Origin of the sequence: uncultured Thiocystis sp. (assembly GCF_903866365.1) — a bacterium.
Classification (GTDB): domain Bacteria; phylum Pseudomonadota; class Gammaproteobacteria; order Chromatiales; family Chromatiaceae; genus Chromatium.
In genome coordinates this window covers 1-16,545 of record NZ_CAIPNF010000048.1, presented here as the reverse complement: position 1 = coordinate 16,545, position 16,545 = coordinate 1, and the positions used below count along the sequence as shown (strand labels likewise).

The window sequence follows — 16,545 nt, the reverse complement described above, 5'->3', positions numbered from 1 at the left end:
GGTGACGGCGTCGGTGCTGAAGCCGTGACGCTGGGCCAGTTCGGAGACGAGATTTTGACCTTCGGGTGTCAGTTGCTGCATGTGCATGGCCTGGTGAGGTTGGAGTCGAATACAGGCTAGCACGCGCGGATGATTACAAGCGATTTTCCATGATCAGGAACCAGGGACGCCGTGGCACCGACTGCAGGCGTCCCTGGCTGTCCAGCTCCAGAGTCGTCCGAGACACCGAGTTGCGGACGTTGCCGCCGATCGCCTCCAGAGTCCGGGGGGTCTTGGTGACCACCAGGTCGCAATGGGTGCTGGTGCCATTGAGCGCACTGGCGCTGGTATAGCCATTGATGGTTCTCGGGCGGGACGTGCCGCGGGAGGCGCAGATCAGATCGCCTGGCTGGGGGCTGTAATCCATGATCCGACGGGGGACGAACCAGCGGCCCGGCTCGCCGGCTTCGTCGATCATGCTGGCGAGGTAGACCCAATGCGAGTCCGACCAGCGAAACTGGCTCTCGGGGACGCCGGCCGACTGCATCACCCAGCTCAGGAAGGCGGCGGACCAGGGTTGCTGGCAATCCATGCCGTCCAAGCGCGGTTTGCCAACCGCGCGCCAGTAGGCATTGACCCGGCCGCTGTAGCGCCCGCCGTCGTCCTCCCAGGATCCGACATGCGGGATGCTCTCCTCGGATCCTGTTAAGACGATGGTTTGACGGTCGAAAAACTCCCATTCCCGAGTGGCGCGGGACAGCATCGCCTGTTTGAGTCTGGCGTTGGCGGCGGGCGCCGTGCCAATCCTGGCCCCCGCCCAGGTTCCGGGTTTGCCTCTGGAGTCGGCCGTGGAGGTCTGGGGAGCGGTTCCGCAGGACGCCAGCGCGAGACAGAACGGGATGAGCAGGGCCAGTCTTGACCAGTTCCGAACGGCGGATTGGATCGGCACGGCGGGGGGAACTCCTAATGGCTGTTGGGGGATTGTCGTCTGGGAGGCGTTGATCCTGGCGGTTCCAATGATCGGACGCCGGCGAACCGCCGCGCTACCTCGGCGGTCTGACGGTGTCGCGGAACCAGGGTCGGTATTCCTCCATGCGCGCCCGCTGATCGGCCGGCGCCCGCCGGCGGCAGGTGGCTTCGTCCGGAGTGTCCGGCGACGCGCCCCAGCGACGCTCGACGCAATCGTTGGGGTTATAGCCCACTTCCAGCCCCGGCCGGCGGGCATAGATCTCCCGGAGACTGAGCCGCCAGGGGCTGCCATCACTGCGAGTGTAAGAGATGAACCGCTCGTCGAGACGCCGGTCATGGAGTTGTTCGATCCGCGCGGCGGCGCTCTCCGGGCTCATGCCCCGCAGATCGTAGAGTCGTGGATAGCGGCGGATGCGCTCGGGCAGACCTTCCAGCACCTGCATAGCGATCAGCAGACGCATGTCGCGCGAGGGGGTCGCGTAATCCTCCCAGGGGCCGATGGTCTCGAAGATGGCCGGACCGCTGGGCATGGGGACGGTGGCCGGATGAGTTCGCATGAAGGTCTCGCCGTTGTCCACCGAGGTCAGGCGGGTCTCAAGCTGTTCCATCAGCGCCGCCAAGGTCGACTCGTAAGCGCTCTCGGGGGCGAGTCCGGCGGGGTTGATGAGCTGCTCCATGCGGGCATAAAAGTCCGCAGGCGCAAGCGCGGCCTGCTCGGTGGAATAGGGCGGCAGACCGGATGCACCATCGAGCGCACGGTTGGGCAGTGCGCGCACGCCCGACGCGCTCCGCGCCAGCGGCCGGAATGCCTTGAAACCGGGACCGCTGCTCGGGGTCTGGGCGAACAGAAAGGTGCCCTCCCAGAAGCGCTTGCGGGTCACCGAATTGTCCGGCTGGGCGTCGACCGCGAGCAGGAGCCCGCTCTGTCCGCCGCGCTGGGCGATCCATTTGACCACCACCAGGATGTGACCGTAGGGGTCGGCATAGATCGTGCCGGGCCACAGACTCTCGCGCGAGAGCGGAACCGGATAGAAGTCCGTGGCCTCGTCCTCCAGGCCCGTCCGGGCGCTGCCGGAGTGGACCGTATCGACGATCCGCCGGCTGGCCTCCCGAAAGGTGGCGAGCGGCGCGGGGGCGGTGGCGAAACGTCCCTCGACAACCGGTTGTTCGCAGCGCGGCGGGCTGTTGCGGCTGCCGCGGCTACAGGCGCGATAGGCGACGGGCAGGCCCAGCTTCCAGGCGAAATAGCCGCGCAGAAAATAGGGCAGGTCGGCGCAGTCCGGCTCGGCGGGGAGCCGGTTGTCCTCGCTCGCGCCCAGATAGTTGTACAAAAAATTTCGCTCGGGATCGCGCAGCAGGGGCGCCAGCGAGTCGAAGCTCATGGTTTGATCGGGCGGGGCGTCGAACAGATGCTCGATCCAGGCCGAGTACAGCGCCTCGGTCGCCAGATCCCAGTCGCCGCCGCCGCGCGCTCCCGCCGGACCCCCGACCTCGGCCTCGGCGCAGGCAATCGCCCGACCGTTGCGGATCGCCTCGATGCGATAGGTTCCCGCGCTGGGGCGAAATAGCGTGGCGTAGAGCGACCAGGGCGGCCCGCCGTTCTCGACGCTCCGCAGGTCGGTCTGACGGCCTGCGGGATCGGTGACGAGCAGCCGATCCAGCGCGCCGTCGGTCGCGACCGCCAGCACCTCCAGCGGTTCGCCGGGGCGGGGGCGCAGCGGCGCGGTCCAGACGCGAGCCTGCCCGCCCGGCTGGCAGTCCGGCGCGGCCGCGGCGGAGACAGGAAGGATGAACCCGGTGATCAAAAAGGTCGCCGTCAGCAACGACAGCAGGATGGGGCGCGATGGCATCTTCATCACCGTGATCGGAATCGGTAGCGCGCGAGTGTACCGCGACCGACCGTCCACGGGCGAGCCAGCGGCCATGACGTTCCGGTCGATGCGGTTTAAGATCGCTCGGAACGCGGTTTAAGATCCACACCGAACAGACTCGTCGCGAGAGACCGATGCCGAACGCTTCCATCTTGAATCCTCTGCTCCAGGATGCCGCCGATTACGCACAGATTCTGGATGCCAGCGGCATCGGTCTCTGGGAATACGATCATCTGACCGGACGCGCGCGCGTGAACGCGCCGATCGCGATCCTGCTCGGTTACGCCGACCCTGCTTCGCCGGCTGTTCCAGACGATTGGTTCGCGCTGGTCCATCCCGAGGATCTCGACCCCTTCCGGACGGCGCTGGCCCGGCAAGATCAAGGGGACGCCTACGAGATCGAGTACCGGATCCTGCGCCCGGATGGCGAGGTTCGCTGGATCTGGGGCTGCGGTTTTCCGGTCGTCGAGCCCGATGGGTCGGTCATCCGCTCTGTTGGCCTTGCGCAGGATATCACCGCGCGGAAACATGCCGAGGATGAGGTCCGGCGACTCAATAAGACACTGGAGCAGCGGGTCAACCAATGCGCCATCGAGCTGGAGACGAGCGTCCGGCAACGCCTGGAAAGCGAGGGGCGTTTCCGCGACGCCATCGCCGCGTCCAATGTCGGGCTGTGGGACTGGAATCTTCAGACCGACGTCATCCATTTCAGCGCGGCCTTTGCCGCCACGCTGGACGCCGATGCGTTGGCGTTGCCCCGGTGCTGGAAAGATCTGTTGCACGCCGATGACCGGGAGTGTGCGATCGCCGGCACCTTGCGGGATCTGCGGCAAACGGGACGCTGCGAACAGGAATTCCGGTTCCGCTTCCGACAGCGCGGCGAACGCTGGGTGCTGAGTCGCGGCGAGGTGGTCGAGCGGGATGCGGCGGGCGCGCCGCTGCGGGCGATCGGCACCTTCACCGACATTCACGACCTCAAGCAGGCCGAGGCGTTGAACCGCAAGCTCGCGGCGATTATCGAGGCCAGCAGCGATCTGATCGCCACCGCCAGCCCCGAGGGGCTGATCGACTACATCAACCCCGCTGGGCGCGCACTCCTGGGGATCGGTTCGCTGGAGTCGCTGGAGCGCGTCCGTATCGCGGACTATCACCCGGACTGGGCCTATCGGCAGGTGAAGGAAGAAGGCTTTCCGGCGGCGCTTGCGCACGGCCAGTGGCTGGACGACTCCGTGCTGCTCGGGCGCGACGGCGCCGAGATTCCGGTCTCGCAACTCATCCTCGCTCAATCGGATCCGATCACCGGACAGGTCGAATACCTTTCGACCATCTGCCGCGATCTCTCCGAGCGCATCCGGGCTAACGCGGCGCTGCGCCAGTTGCAGCAGGAGCAGGAACTGATCCTGGATTCGGTGCCGGCGCTGATCTGGTACAAGGATACCGCCAATCGCATGCTGCGCGTCAACGCGGCGGTCGCCCGGTCGCTGGGTTTGCCGAAATCGCGGATCGAGGGCCATCACTCGGCCGAATTTTATCCGCATGAGGCCGACCGCTATTATCGCGATGACCTCCTCGTGATCGAATCCGAGGCTCCGCGTTATGGCATCGACGAACCGTATCGCTTGCCCACCGGCGAACAGCGCTGGATCCGCACGGACAAGATTCCGCTCAAGGATGCGGCCGGATGGGTGACCGGCATTTTGGCGATGGCCATCGATATCACCGACCGCAAGGTGGCGGAGGACGCGCTGCGTATCAGCCAGAGCGAGCTCACGCGCGCGCAGGCGGTGGCCAGGATCGGGAGCTGGCGGCTGGATGTGCGCTATAACGCAATGCACTGGTCGGCTGAAATCTACCGCCTCTTCGGTCTCCCGACAGACTGTCCGATCAGCTATGAGACCTTCCTTTCCGCCGTGCACCCCGATGACCGGGACGCCGTGGACCAGCGGTGGCAAGCCTGTCTTCAGGGCGAGTCCTATGAGATTGACCACCGGATTGTGGTGGACGGAGAGGTCAAATGGGTGCGGGAGAAGGCGGAACTGGAATTCAACGACCAGGGCGAACTGGAGTACGGTTTCGGAACGGCCCAGGACATCACCGAGAGCAAACTGGCCGAGGAAGCACTGCGCGAGTCCGACCGCCGCAAGGACGAATTCATCGCCATCCTCGCGCATGAACTGCGCAATCCGCTAGCGCCGATCAAGAACGCGGTGCAAATCCTGCGGCACCCGGATCTGGACGAGTCCAGGCTGGCCTGGTCGCGGAATGTCATCGAGCGCCAGGTCGACCGCCTGACGCAATTGGTCGACGATCTCCTGGACATCTCCCGGATCAGCCGCGGCAAAATCGCGCTCCGCCGGGAGTCGCTCGCGGTGGCGGATCTCGTCGCGCGCGCGGTGGAGTCCTGCCGGCCGCTGATCGATGCCCGCCGGCATGAGCTCATCCTCAGCCTACCCTCGGAGTCCACGCGAATCGTGGGCGATCCGCTCCGGCTGGAGCAGGTGCTGTCGAATCTGCTCAACAACGCCGCGATCTATACCGAGCCTGGCGGCAGAATCCAGTTGACCGTCCGGCAAGAGGGCGACGAGGTTATCCTGAGCGTCAGGGACACCGGGATCGGCATTGCGCCAGTGCTGCTGGGCCAAGTGTTCGATCTGTTCGTCCAGGCGGATCGGTCGCATCGAAAGGCGCAGGGCGGGCTCGGTATCGGGCTGAATCTGGCCAAGCAGCTCGTCGACCTGCATGGCGGGACCATCGCCGTCGCGAGCGAGGGGGTTGGCCAGGGCTGCGAGTTCAGCGTGCGCTTGCCGGTTGGCACGGCTCAGGTCGAGGAAGTCGCGCCCGCCACTCCGCCCCCCGGCGCGGTGGGGTTGCCCCGGCATCGGGTGCTGGTCGCGGATGACAACGCGGATGTGTTGGAGAGCCTGGCGCTGCTGCTCGATCTCATGGGGCAGGAGGTGAGGATCGCCCGCAATGGCTTGGAAGCGGTCGAAATCGCGGCCGAGTTTCAACCCGAACTGATCCTGCTGGACCTCGGTATGCCCGAGCTGAGCGGCTACGATGCCTGTCGACGTCTGCGCGCCGAGCCGGCTGGCCGCGCTGGCGCGATGATCGTCGCGCTCTCGGGCTGGGGGCAGGATCGACATCAGGAGTCGACGCGGGAGGCTGGCTTCGATCGTCATCTCGTCAAGCCGATCGGCCTCGGCGAGTTGCAGGGTCTGCTGCATGCGGTGTCCAGCGACAGCGGAGATAGGTGTTTATACTGACTTGGAAAATCGCCTGATCGCACCACAATGCACAGAATGCCATCCTTGATGTTGACCGGTTATGTTGAATTTCGATCCAGCAAGATTGTTCAGCGACCTCGTCGCCAGTTCGAATCAAACGGTGATCGGAGCGATTCTCGCCGATGCTCCCTTTAGCGCCGACGGCGGGCTTGCGCTCGAAGACTTCGTGAACAAGCATACGGCCACGATCACCACGCACTTTGCCCGCACGGCGGGCGTGTGCCTGGAATTCGATGAAGCCTCGCGGATAACCAGAACGTTGTGGGAGTATCTCGCGTACCTTCAGTCATGGTCCGAACTCGTCTTGCCGAGCCAGACCCTGGGGGAGCGTCCAGACCCCGGCCTGGCGACGCCCCCGCCATCCGTGACGGCGCCTGGAGACGAGTGGGCGACCCGTAACGGCAAGATATCCAGCGGCGCGCCGCGTTGGATCAACTTCGGGTTTGCCAGTTCGCTTCCGCCCCGTCCGCATTGGTCTGAGGGCGCCTCGGATCGCGACGAGCCGGCGGACAGTCGTTGAGAAGCCCCGGGGCGCGTCCGGCGGTCTCGCGCCGACGGCTGCACGCCGATCCGGTTGCGGTCGATGCGTGCTCCCCGAGCGGTCGCGCGCCTCAATTCTCCCGCGTCTCCCGATCCATGATCGCGGCAACCACCAGATCGCCCCAGACATTGATGGCGGTGATGGAGTAGTCGAAAAAGCGGTCGACGATCAGATACAAGGCCAGATAGGTCGGCGGCAGGCCGAGCAGGGCGAGCATGAAGGCCATCATGGCGATGCCGCCACCGGGGATGCCGGCGGTACCGGCGGAGGAGGCCATGGTGAGCAGGACGATGAACATCGCCTGGAAGGGACTCAGCTCGGCGCAGGCGAGTTGGGACATGAAAATCAGCAGGAGTGCGTCCGCCGATTTGCCGCAGGTTGTCTCCTCTTGCCAGCGAGGCAAAAATCGAGACCAGGATGAGAGGCAGAATCAGGAGCTTCAGGAGCGCAATGAAAATCTGCCCAAGCCATTCGACAGAATGCGCGCCGGCGGGGAATAGCCGCGCGAGAACGATGCCGGCCAGCAGACCGGCGGGGACCGAGTAAAGTTGGCGCATTGCTGCTCTCCGTGTCTTCTGGAGATCCATGATCGGCGGCTTCCGGATGGATTGCGGGGAGACGAGTTTGGCGTGCCTCGTCAAAAGCGTGCCGCGCGTTTGCGTATCCCCGTCCGCGTGCCTTCCTGCCAATCTGTCCCGATTCGCACAAGTGCGCGCTCTCCGCTCTGTCGCGATCCTCACAAAGTGCGCACGGCCGACCAGAATCTCGATTTTATATCAAATGCTTAGCCCATCCGGTGAAACGGGCACGGCGATTGCTTATCTTGCTTTCAGATTCTTTGATTCAGCGGGGCCCGGCGCCCCCGATTTTCTGGAGGCGGCGTGATGGCGTTGAAGGTATTGAGCCAGGAGGAGGGGGTGTCGGTCGGCGGCTGCGTGGCGAGCGGTTGCGGCAGCAGCGCCGATCGGCTTGCCCATCTGCCCGAGGCGATCCGCGCGAAGGTCAATAATCACCCCTGCTTTTCGGAAGATGCGCATCATCATTACGCGCGGATGCATGTGGCGGTGGCGCCCGCCTGTAACATCCAGTGTCACTACTGCAACCGCAAGTACGACTGCTCCAACGAGTCCCGCCCCGGCGTGGTCTCCGAGGTGCTGACGCCGGATCAGGCGGTCAAGAAGGTGATGGCGGTGGCCGCCGCGATTCCGCAGATGACGGTGCTCGGCATCGCCGGCCCCGGCGATCCGTTGGCCAATCCAGCGCGTACCCTGGAGACCTTCCGTCAGCTCTCCGAAAAGGCCCCGGACATCAAACTCTGCGTGTCCACCAACGGTCTGGCCCTGCCGTCCGTGGTTGACGAACTGTGCCAGCACAACATCGAGCACGTCACCATCACCATCAACTGTGTCGATCCGGACGTGGGCGCCAAGATCTATCCCTGGATCTTCTGGAACAATCGTCGGATCAAGGGGCGCCGGGCGGCCGAGATCCTGATCGAACAGCAGCAGAAAGGGCTGGAGATGCTGGTCGCGCGCGGCGTGCTGGTCAAGGTCAATTCGGTGTTGATTCCGGGCGTCAACGACGAACATCTGCAAGAGGTGAGCCGGGTCGTCAAGGCCAAGGGCGCCTTCCTGCACAACGTGATGCCGCTGATCGCGGAGTCCGGGCACGGCACCTTCTACGGGATCATGGGGCAGCGCGGTCCGACCACGGAAGAGCTTCAGTCGCTCCAGGATTCCTGTGCCGGCGACATGGCCATGATGCGTCATTGCCGTCAGTGCCGGGCCGACGCGGTCGGCATGTTGGGCGAGGATCGCGGGCACGAGTTCACGCTCGACAAGATCGAGCATCTGGACATCGATTATGCCGAGGCCATGACCCGGCGCGCCGAGGTCCATGCCGCCATCGAGGCCAATCGGGCGGCCCAGCACCAACGCACGGGCGAGGTCTTCGTCTCGCTGGCCTCGCTCAAGCGCAAGGTTCCCGCCAAGCCGGAATCCCGCCCGGTGCTGATGGCGGTCGCGACCACCGGCGGCGGTGTCATCAATCAGCACTTCGGCCATGCCCGCGAGTTCCTGATCTACGAGGCAGCGGGCCTGGATGTGCGCTTCATCGGCGTGCGCAAGGTGGATCTGTACTGTTCGGGCGACGCGACCTGCGGCGATGCCGAGACCGCGCTGCAAAAGACCCTCCGCGCGCTGGATGGTTGCGAGGTCGTCCTCTGTTCCAAGATCGGTTACGAGCCCTGGGGCCAACTGGAAGCGGCTGGCATCGCTCCAAACGGCGAGCATGCGCTGGAGCCGATCGAGGAGGCGATCGCGGCGGTCTATCGCGAGTTGGCCGAGTCGGGGCGTCTTGAGCAGCCGGGCGTTGAACAACAGCGCATGTCCGCCTGACCGGCGTCGTGACGAATCGTTTTTTGTCGGGAGACTGATCCGCATGGCATTCCAAATCATCGAAGGCTGCGTGAGCTGCTGGGCGTGCGAACCCCTCTGTCCGAGCGGGGCGATCGTCGCGGCCACGCCGCATTTCCAGATCGACGCGAAGCAATGCACCGAGTGCGAGGGCGACTTCGCCGAGCCGCAGTGCGCGAGCATCTGCCCGGTCGAAGGGGTCATTCTCGATGGTCTGGGCGTGCCGGTGAATCCACCCGGCTCCTTGACCGGGATTCCGCCGGAGCGCATGGCCGCGGCCATGGCCGAGATCCAGGCGCGTTGAACCGCGGTACGCGGGATTTGAAGCAGAGGAGAAGGCTAGGGTGACGTCGTCGGTGATCTTTTACGAAAAGCCGGGATGCCTGTCGAACGGCAAGCAGAAAGCCCTGCTGAAGTCGCTTGGGCATTCGCTGACCGTGCGCGATCTGTTGGCCGAGCCCTGGACCGCCGAGCGTTTGCGGTCCTTTTTCGGCAACCTACCGGTACGCGACTGGTTCAATCCGACCGCGCCCCGCGTCAAGCAGGGCGAGGTGCGCCCGGAGACGCTCGACGAGCCGACGGCGCTGGCCCTGATGCTCGCCGATCCGCTGCTGATCCGCCGTCCGCTGATCGAGACTGAATTTGGGCTTGGTTGCGGATTCGAGGCGGGTCCGATGCTGGATGCGCTCGGCGTGGCGCTTGCGCCGGAGCAGGATCTCCAGTCCTGTTCGCAGATCGGTCCGGATCCGCATTGCGAGCGTCCGAGCGCGCGGGCGGCGCTCCGATGACCGCCGCGCGATCCGAGCGGCAGACCGTTGCCCAGCCGGGCGAAGCGGTGGAGATCGCGCCCGGCGTGCACTGGATCGGTGTCCTGGATCCGACCCTGCGCTCGTTCGACATCATCCTGCGCACCGCCAACGGCACGACCTACAACGCCTATCTGGTGCGCGGGAGCGAGAGCGTCGCCGTCATCGATACCGTCAAGGCGGGGTTCGCCGAGGAGTTCTTCGCGCGCCTGGAGTCGGTCGCCCGTTACGACGAGATTCGCGTCATCGTCCTCAATCATCTGGAGCCGGACCATACCGGCGCGCTGCCCGAGCTGATGCGGCGCGCCCCGCGGGCCAGGCTCTACATTTCCACCCGTGCGACCACCATGCTGAAGGCGCTGCTGAAGCCCAAGGGCGACGAGCGTCCGTTCGAATACGAGACGGTCGGCACCGGCGACGAGGTCTCGCTGGGCGACCGCACCCTGCGCTTTCTGCATACGCCGTTTCTGCACTGGCCGGATACGCAATGCACCTATCTGGTCGAGGATGGGGTGCTCTTCTCGGGGGATGTGTTCGGCTGTCACCATTGCGACAACCGACTGTTCAACGATCTCTGCGGCGATTTCCGGTTTGCCTTCGATTATTACTACGCGCACATCATGCGTCCCTTCAAGACCTATGTGATGGACGCGATCAAGCTGATCGAGCCGCTGAAACTCAAGCTCATCGCGCCCACTCATGGTCCGATTCTGCGCGATCGACCGCGCCGCTCGCTGACCCGCTACCGTGAACTGTCGAGCGCCAGCTTCAGCGAACGCATCGACAACGACGAGCGCTCGCTGATCGTCTTCTACATGAGCGCCTACGGCAACACCGCGCGCATGGCCGAGGCGATCTGCGCCGGCGCCGAGGAGGCGCCCGGGGTACGCGTCTCGCTCTATGACCTGGAGGGCGGGGAACTTCAGCCCTTCGTGGATCTGATCGAATCGGCCGACGCCCTGGCGCTGGGCTCGCCTACCATCAATGGGGATGCGGTGAAGCCGATCTGGGATCTGCTCTCGTCGCTGGCCGTGATCGATCTCAAGGGCAAGCTTGGCGCGGCCTTCGGCTCCTACGGCTGGACCGGCGAGGCGGTGCGCATGATCGAGGATCGGCTGCGCGGCCTGAAGCTGCGGGTGCCGGTGCCGGGCCTGCGCGTCAAACTCATCCCGACCGACGAGGAACTCGATGCCTGCCGCGATTTCGGGCGCGCGCTGGCGGGCGCCATCGTCAGCGGAGAACGCGGCAAGGTCATCGACTTTGCCGACTTGGGTTAACTGAATCATGCTTTCAATCATCGACAACACAGGAGTCTGACACCATGGCGAAAGCCAAAATTACCTTTACGGATATCGACCAGACCGTCAACGTGCCGGCCGGCACGCGGGTCATCGAGGTCTCGGAAAAGATCGGGGCGGGGATCATCTACGGCTGCCGCGAGGGCGACTGCGGCACCTGCATGATGCATGTGGAGGAAGGCTGGAACAATCTGACCGAACCGTCGGTGCTGGAGGAAAAGGTGTTGCGCGAAAACATGGCCAGCCGTCACGATCGGCTCGCCTGCCAGGCGCAGATCCTCGGCGATTGTCGCGTCAAACCGGCCTGAGGAGAGACTGAACATGGCACTCGTGACCTTTTCAAGTCCAGACTACAAGGATAAGACCGTCTACGCCGTGGCGGGAAGCCATACCGAAAGCCTGCTGAAACTGGCCAAGGAGCATAAGATTCCGGTCCATCATGACTGTCAGGATGGCGAATGCGGCAATTGCCTGGTGCGCGTCACCAGCGTCGATAAAAAGACGCAGCGCATGGGCTATCACCTGACCGAGAAAGAGCAGACCGTCCTGAGGCATCTGGGCAAGCTGACCAAGGACGACATCGACAAGCTGATGCTTGACGACCTGCCGAGCGAATGGCGTCTGGCCTGCCAGATGATCGTGCGCGACGAAGATATCCTGGTGGAGTACTGAGATCATGCTAGCCCTGGCCGACGAGCTGACGCGCGAAGCCGAGCATGTCTTCGCGCGGCTGATGGCCCGCGCGGTCGGGGCTGGCAACGACACCGCCTTCGCGAGCATGATCGCGACCCGCGCCGCCGGCGGCGGCGCGCTGCCGGTCTGGCTGGGGTTGGATCTCCAGGCCTTTCGCGGACTGATGACTTATCATTTTCCTGGCGTCTCGCCCGACGTGCTGACGGCGACCGATGGCGGGGTGCCACTCAAGGTCGCGCGCCTGGACGAGCGGGAGGAATTGATCGCGCTGATGCTGACGTATCGCGCCCATGAGTCGCCCTCCGAGGTCTGGATGGCCCAGACGGTGGCGGCGGGCTGCATGGCGGGCGATCACCTGTGGCATGATCTGGGTCTGTGGAATCGAGGCGAGTTGACGGCGCTGATGCGCCGCAATTTTCCGTTACTGGCCGCGCGCAACACGAAAGATATGAAATGGAAGCGGTTTCTCTACAAGCAATTGTGCGAAACCGAGGGGCTCTATGTCTGCCGCGCGCCATCCTGCGAGGTCTGCGTCGACTATCATGTTTGTTTTGGACCCGAGGACTGAATTCATCCCCCCGGACCTGCCCGCGGGAACGCTCTACGACCGCGCGGCTGCGGCCTATCTGGGGCTGGCTGTGGGCGATGCGCTGGGTGCCACGGTCGAGTTTCTAACCCCGCGCGAGATTCTGGGCCAGTATGGCGAGCACCGCGATATCGTCGGCGGCGGCTGGCTGGGACTGCGCAAGGGGCGTGTCACCGACGACACCGAGATGAGCCTCACGCTCGGTCGGAGCATTCTCGCGACCGGCGGCGTTAACGCGGGCGCCATCGCGCAGGCCTTCAGCGAGTGGATGCGGACCAAGCCGGTCGACATTGGCAACACGGTGCGGCGCGGTATCAGTCTCTACCGTCAAACCGGCGCCACCGAGGTGCCGGAGCACAACTACGATGCTGGCAATGGCGCCTGCATGCGTACCCTGCCCATCGCGATCTATACCCTGGGCGCCGATCCGGACGCCGTGGACCAGGCCAGTCGGACCCAGGCCCATGTCACCCATCACAACGCGCTGTCCGATGCGGGCACGCTCGCCGTCATCCGCATGGTGCAGGCGGGGCTGCTCGGCGGCGACCGCAGTCATCTGAAGGACATCGCCGAATCGCTGGTGGCGGTGGACGATCGCTATCGCTATGACCGTCGGCGCATGGAAAATCCGGGCGGTTATATCGTCGAAACCCTGCGCGCCGTCTTCCAGGCGTTCTTCGCGACCGACAGTTTCGAGTCGGCGCTGGTGGAGGTCGTCAATCGCGGCGGCGACGCGGACACCACGGGCGCCATTCTCGGCATGATCGCCGGCGCGCACTATGGTCTGGACGCCATCCCCCGGCGCTGGCTGAACGTACTGGACAAGGAGACGGCACGCGACTGCAAAGCCCAGGCGATCGCCTTGGTGCGGGCATCGCCCCATATGAGCGGCGCCTGAGCGGGCGAGATGCGTTTTTTTACCCATGCCGGTCAACTCGATCGCTCGTCTCTCTGCCCGGATTTTCCAAAAGAGATTCAACCCTAAACCGCGCCCATCGCGAGAAACGTCGTTTCGCGGCTCTTCAACTCGCTTTGCGGCACCCCGGACGTTTGGCAGGGGCGCGGTTTAGCCTGTCGTGTCCGGTGACCCTCTCCAACCGGCGGCGGCGAGCAGATCCGGGATGTCCGCCTCGACGATCACGATATCCTTGCTCTCGCAGTAACGCCGCTCCTTGTCCGTGGGCTCGGGGATGAGCGCCCATCCAGCCGGCGAGGCCGCTCCATAAATGATATCCGACATCACCATGCGTTCGGTATCGCGGCGCAGACTCAGACCGAGAAAGAGATAGCGTCGATCCACGCGAGAGGATTTCAGGAACGCGGGGATCCCGAAACCGCCCATCAATTCGGTAAGGTAGTCCACATAGTCGGCGTCCGAGGCGATATAGGTGGCATCGGGACGCGGACTGCCCATGGGTTTGAACAGCACGGGCAGCCCGGGATCCACCGCATTCTGGTCCAGCTCGCGATAGCTGGTCCCATCGTAGGCATGGATGCGGAAGCGATAATCCGTGCCCCCGGTTCGGGCGATGCCGCGGATCAGCGTATGAGGCGCATCCGCATAGGATTCCTGGAGTTGGGTGTCCCGGTTGATGTCGATCGCATAGGCGGGACGGAGCGTCTTCAGCCAGTCATGCAGGGGGGCGCGGGTCCAGGCGCGCTGACCATAGGTGGTGTCCAGAAAGCGGTGAACGGCGGCGCGTCCGCGCTTGAGTTCGACATTCATGGCCGCGCGGGGAAACTCCCACATCAGACGCTTCGACATGGGTTTACCGTCGTTCATGGCGAGGATGAGGCGGTCGCTATCGGCCGGAATGGCTTCCCCGGTGACCGGATCGACCGCGCCCGTCAGGGCGCCGGGACCGAGATAGGGAACCAGGGCTCCACGAGCCAGGTCATTGACGAGCGTTTCGAGTCTTGCTGACACCTTCGTTTTACCCCTTGGCGAATTTGCTTGCCTTAATGGTAAGCAATATTCCCGCCAAGTTATTGGGCGATTAAAGCGAACACAAGAAATTTTCCATCGATTCAGTTCACTGCGCCAATGGCGAAGCAGGGCTTCATGGCTTATTCAAGGCAATGAAGCAATCGAATATGATGTATTCGCGCCATCGCGCCCGATTTGTCGTGTAGGTGACAAGCGGGCTCAGTCACGCGGTTTGCGGCTTGGCCCCCGATCCCCGCGAAAGCCGCTGGCATCATTGGACGGCGGACCGCGACGCGGGGCGCTGCCATCCCCGCTCTGGCGGCGAAAACCACCGGCCGCGCGAGGCGGTTTATCCTGCGCCTGGCCCGGTGTCTGGCCGTATTTGGGGCTGGGCGCATGTCCTCGGGAGGCTTCCGCGGGTCTGGCTCCGTCGGCGGGCGAGAGGCGCAGCGCCTGACCGCGAACGAACACCCGTTTGAGATGATTGACCACTTCGCGCGGCATGCCTTTGGGGAGATCGACGATGGAGTGGTCGTCCTGGATGTTGATCCGTCCGATGTAGCGACCCTCGATCCCGCCTTCATTGGCGATGGCGCCGACAATCTCGCGTGGCGTCGCGCCATGCTGATGGCCGACCTCGATGCGGTAACTGACCAGATCCGCGTCTTCCCGTCGGCCTTGCGCGTGCTCCGGTCGTGGTCGGCTGTCGTCACGCTCCGGGCGTGGCCGACGCTCGTCCCGGCCTTCCGACCGTGGGGGACGCTCGGACCATTCGCGCTTGGGCGCGGCCGGGCGCGGCAGATCCTCCTTGACGTTCAACGGCCGTTCGCGCTGATTCAGAAAGGCCAGCGCGGCGGCGATGTCCATGATCTCGATCTCCTGTTCCTGGCCGATGCGGGCGAGCAGGCGGTAGAAGAAGTCGAGATCCTGCTCGGTCATCGTCGTGCGCACTTCGGCGATGAAGCGGTCGATCCGCGATTGGCTCAGGGCGGCGGCGGAAGGCGGGTCCATCGCCGGGACGTCGCGGCGGATGGTGCGCTCGATCGCCCTCAGCAGGCCGCGTTCGCGCGGCTCGACCAGCAGAATGGCGCGACCGGCGCGCCCGGCGCGCCCGGTGCGACCGATCCGATGCACATAGGCGGAGGGGTCGGTGGGGATATCGTAGTTGACGACATGACTGATGCGCTCGACATCGAGCCCGCGCGCGGCGACATCGGTGGCGACCAGAATATCCAGTTGACCCTGTTTCAGGCGCTCCACCGTGCGCTCGCGCATCTCCTGATTCATGTCACCGTTCAGCGGTTCGGCGGCGAAGCCGTGGGCCTTGAGCTTGTCGGAGAGTTCGGTGGTCGCGTTTTTGGTGCGCACGAAGATCAGCATGCCGTCGAACGGCTCCAACTCCAGGATGCGCGTGAGCACGTCGAGTTTATGGAAGCGGGTGACGACGCAGTGATGCTGGTCGATGGTGTCGACGGTCGCGGAGGCCGAGGCGATCCGCACCTCCACCGGGTCGGTGAGACGATCCTGGGCGACCCGACGGATCGCCGGCGGCATGGTGGCGGAGAAGAGCGCGACCTGACGTTCCTTGGGCGCCTGCTCGAAGATCCAGTCGATGTCCTCCGCGAAGCCCATGTTGAGCATCTCGTCGGCCTCGTCCAGCACCAGGGTCTTGATGCCTTCCAGGGACAGGGTGCCGCGGCGGATGTGGTCCATGACCCGTCCCGGCGTCCCGACGATCACCTGCGGGTTGCGCCGGAGCTGGCTGAGCTGAAGCCCGTATGCCTGTCCGCCATAGATGGGCAGGACATGGAAGCCAATGATGTTTTTCGCATAACCCTGGAACGCCTCGGCGACCTGGAGCGCTAGCTCGCGGGTCGGCGTCAAGACCAGCACCTGGGGGCGCTGAAGGTCGGGATCGATGCGGCTGAGCAGCGGCAGCGCGAAGGCGGCGGTTTTGCCGGTGCCGGTCTGGGCCTGGCCGAGCAGATCGCGGCCGGCGAGCAGATGCGGGATGCACTGACTCTGAATCGCGGTTGGCGTTTCGTAACCAAGATCGCGGACAGTTTGTTCAATGATGGGATTGAGACCGAGTGCGCCGAAACCGGTGCTCGTGTCGGGGGTATCCATGGTGGTGCCTCAAGAGGGAAGTGCGCGCCTGGAGGGAACAGCCAGTGGGC

Annotated in this window: 15 protein-coding genes and 1 pseudogene; 10 read left to right on the top strand and 6 right to left on the bottom strand. The window is 64.6% G+C overall.

Translation table 11 applies throughout. From position 1 onward, the window contains the following. Positions 1 to 133 precede the first annotated feature (133 nt). Positions 134 to 928 (bottom strand): DUF2272 domain-containing protein, encoded by a 795-nt coding sequence (locus QZY07_RS02825; RefSeq protein WP_295399585.1) that lies wholly within the window; start codon positions 926 to 928, stop codon positions 134 to 136. Positions 929 to 1,022: 94 nt separating this feature from the next. Beyond that, complete coding sequence (locus QZY07_RS02820; RefSeq protein WP_295399584.1) at positions 1,023 to 2,798, bottom strand: hypothetical protein; 1,776 nt, start codon at positions 2,796 to 2,798, stop codon at positions 1,023 to 1,025. A 155-nt stretch (positions 2,799 to 2,953) separates the two neighbouring features. On the opposite strand from QZY07_RS02820, the gene QZY07_RS02815 reads away from it, so the two are divergent. Then, positions 2,954 to 6,082, top strand: a complete 3,129-nt coding sequence (locus QZY07_RS02815) for a PAS domain S-box protein (RefSeq protein WP_295399583.1) — start codon at positions 2,954 to 2,956, stop codon at positions 6,080 to 6,082. Between the two features lie 121 nt (positions 6,083 to 6,203). Further along, positions 6,204 to 6,623, top strand: coding sequence for a hypothetical protein (locus QZY07_RS02810; protein WP_295399582.1), 420 nt, complete (start codon positions 6,204 to 6,206; stop codon positions 6,621 to 6,623). A 91-nt stretch (positions 6,624 to 6,714) separates the two neighbouring features. Here QZY07_RS02810 and QZY07_RS02805 read toward each other — a convergent pair whose 3' ends face one another. Both QZY07_RS02805 and QZY07_RS02800 read right to left on the bottom strand, forming a co-directional pair. Next, a complete protein-coding gene (locus QZY07_RS02805) occupies positions 6,715 to 7,047 on the bottom strand; it encodes a cation:dicarboxylase symporter family transporter (RefSeq protein ID WP_295399581.1) in 333 nt (110 codons plus the stop codon). Between the two features lie 15 nt (positions 7,048 to 7,062). Then, positions 7,063 to 7,201, bottom strand: a pseudogene (locus QZY07_RS02800) (dicarboxylate/amino acid:cation symporter); the annotation flags it as partial. A gap of 327 nt (positions 7,202 to 7,528) precedes the next feature. Here QZY07_RS02800 and nifB point away from each other — a divergent pair. The 8 genes from nifB to draG are packed head-to-tail and all read left to right on the top strand — an operon-like array spanning position 7,529 to position 13,339. After that, positions 7,529 to 9,040 (top strand): nitrogenase cofactor biosynthesis protein NifB, encoded by a 1,512-nt coding sequence (gene nifB, locus QZY07_RS02795; RefSeq protein ID WP_295399580.1) that lies wholly within the window; start codon positions 7,529 to 7,531, stop codon positions 9,038 to 9,040. Positions 9,041 to 9,083: 43 nt separating this feature from the next. Then, positions 9,084 to 9,362, top strand: coding sequence for a ferredoxin (locus QZY07_RS02790; protein WP_295399579.1), 279 nt, complete (start codon positions 9,084 to 9,086; stop codon positions 9,360 to 9,362). A gap of 40 nt (positions 9,363 to 9,402) precedes the next feature. Then, positions 9,403 to 9,846 carry an ArsC/Spx/MgsR family protein gene (locus QZY07_RS02785; RefSeq protein ID WP_295399578.1) on the top strand — a complete coding sequence of 148 codons (444 nt, stop codon included), beginning with the start codon at positions 9,403 to 9,405 and terminating at the stop codon, positions 9,844 to 9,846. Continuing rightward, entirely contained in the window at positions 9,843 to 11,141 is a 1,299-nt protein-coding gene (locus tag QZY07_RS02780) for an FprA family A-type flavoprotein (RefSeq protein ID WP_295399577.1), read from the top strand. The genes QZY07_RS02785 and QZY07_RS02780 overlap by 4 nt, the downstream gene beginning before the upstream one ends. Before the next feature lie 44 nt (positions 11,142 to 11,185). Further along, positions 11,186 to 11,470: a 2Fe-2S iron-sulfur cluster binding domain-containing protein gene (locus tag QZY07_RS02775; protein WP_014778533.1), complete on the top strand. Its 285-nt coding sequence runs from the start codon at positions 11,186 to 11,188 to the stop codon at positions 11,468 to 11,470. Positions 11,471 to 11,483: 13 nt separating this feature from the next. Next, positions 11,484 to 11,834, top strand: a complete 351-nt coding sequence (locus QZY07_RS02770; RefSeq protein ID WP_295399576.1) for a 2Fe-2S iron-sulfur cluster binding domain-containing protein — start codon at positions 11,484 to 11,486, stop codon at positions 11,832 to 11,834. A gap of 4 nt (positions 11,835 to 11,838) precedes the next feature. After that, positions 11,839 to 12,423 (top strand): nitrogen fixation protein NifQ, encoded by a 585-nt coding sequence (locus tag QZY07_RS02765; RefSeq protein WP_295399575.1) that lies wholly within the window; start codon positions 11,839 to 11,841, stop codon positions 12,421 to 12,423. Further along, positions 12,398 to 13,339: an ADP-ribosyl-[dinitrogen reductase] hydrolase gene (gene draG / locus QZY07_RS02760; RefSeq protein ID WP_295399574.1), complete on the top strand. Its 942-nt coding sequence runs from the start codon at positions 12,398 to 12,400 to the stop codon at positions 13,337 to 13,339. The genes QZY07_RS02765 and draG overlap by 26 nt, the downstream gene beginning before the upstream one ends. Positions 13,340 to 13,507: 168 nt before the next feature. On the opposite strand, the gene QZY07_RS02755 is transcribed toward draG, so the two are convergent. Together QZY07_RS02755 and QZY07_RS02750 are read right to left on the bottom strand one after the other, a co-directional pair. Continuing rightward, positions 13,508 to 14,368, bottom strand: coding sequence for an SIR2 family protein (locus QZY07_RS02755; RefSeq protein WP_295399573.1), 861 nt, complete (start codon positions 14,366 to 14,368; stop codon positions 13,508 to 13,510). Positions 14,369 to 14,587: 219 nt separating this feature from the next. Then, entirely contained in the window at positions 14,588 to 16,495 is a 1,908-nt protein-coding gene (locus QZY07_RS02750; RefSeq protein ID WP_295399572.1) for a DEAD/DEAH box helicase, read from the bottom strand. Positions 16,496 to 16,545: the final 50 nt, after the last annotated feature.

Excerpts from the sequence above, each read along its gene's own strand:
- nifB (WP_295399580.1), top strand. The coding sequence starts at position 7,529 with ATGGCGTTGAAGGTATTGAGCCAGGAGGAGGGGGTGTCGGTCGGCGGC.
- QZY07_RS02790 (WP_295399579.1), top strand. The coding sequence starts at position 9,084 with ATGGCATTCCAAATCATCGAAGGCTGCGTGAGCTGCTGGGCGTGCGAA.
- draG (WP_295399574.1), top strand. The coding sequence starts at position 12,398 with ATGTTTGTTTTGGACCCGAGGACTGAATTCATCCCCCCGGACCTGCCC.
- QZY07_RS02775 (WP_014778533.1), top strand. The coding sequence starts at position 11,186 with ATGGCGAAAGCCAAAATTACCTTTACGGATATCGACCAGACCGTCAAC.
- QZY07_RS02780 (WP_295399577.1), top strand. The coding sequence starts at position 9,843 with ATGACCGCCGCGCGATCCGAGCGGCAGACCGTTGCCCAGCCGGGCGAA.
- QZY07_RS02765 (WP_295399575.1), top strand. The coding sequence starts at position 11,839 with ATGCTAGCCCTGGCCGACGAGCTGACGCGCGAAGCCGAGCATGTCTTC.
- QZY07_RS02815 (WP_295399583.1), top strand. The coding sequence starts at position 2,954 with ATGCCGAACGCTTCCATCTTGAATCCTCTGCTCCAGGATGCCGCCGAT.
- QZY07_RS02770 (WP_295399576.1), top strand. The coding sequence starts at position 11,484 with ATGGCACTCGTGACCTTTTCAAGTCCAGACTACAAGGATAAGACCGTC.
- QZY07_RS02750 (WP_295399572.1), bottom strand. The coding sequence starts at position 16,495 with ATGGATACCCCCGACACGAGCACCGGTTTCGGCGCACTCGGTCTCAAT.
- QZY07_RS02820 (WP_295399584.1), bottom strand. The coding sequence starts at position 2,798 with ATGCCATCGCGCCCCATCCTGCTGTCGTTGCTGACGGCGACCTTTTTG.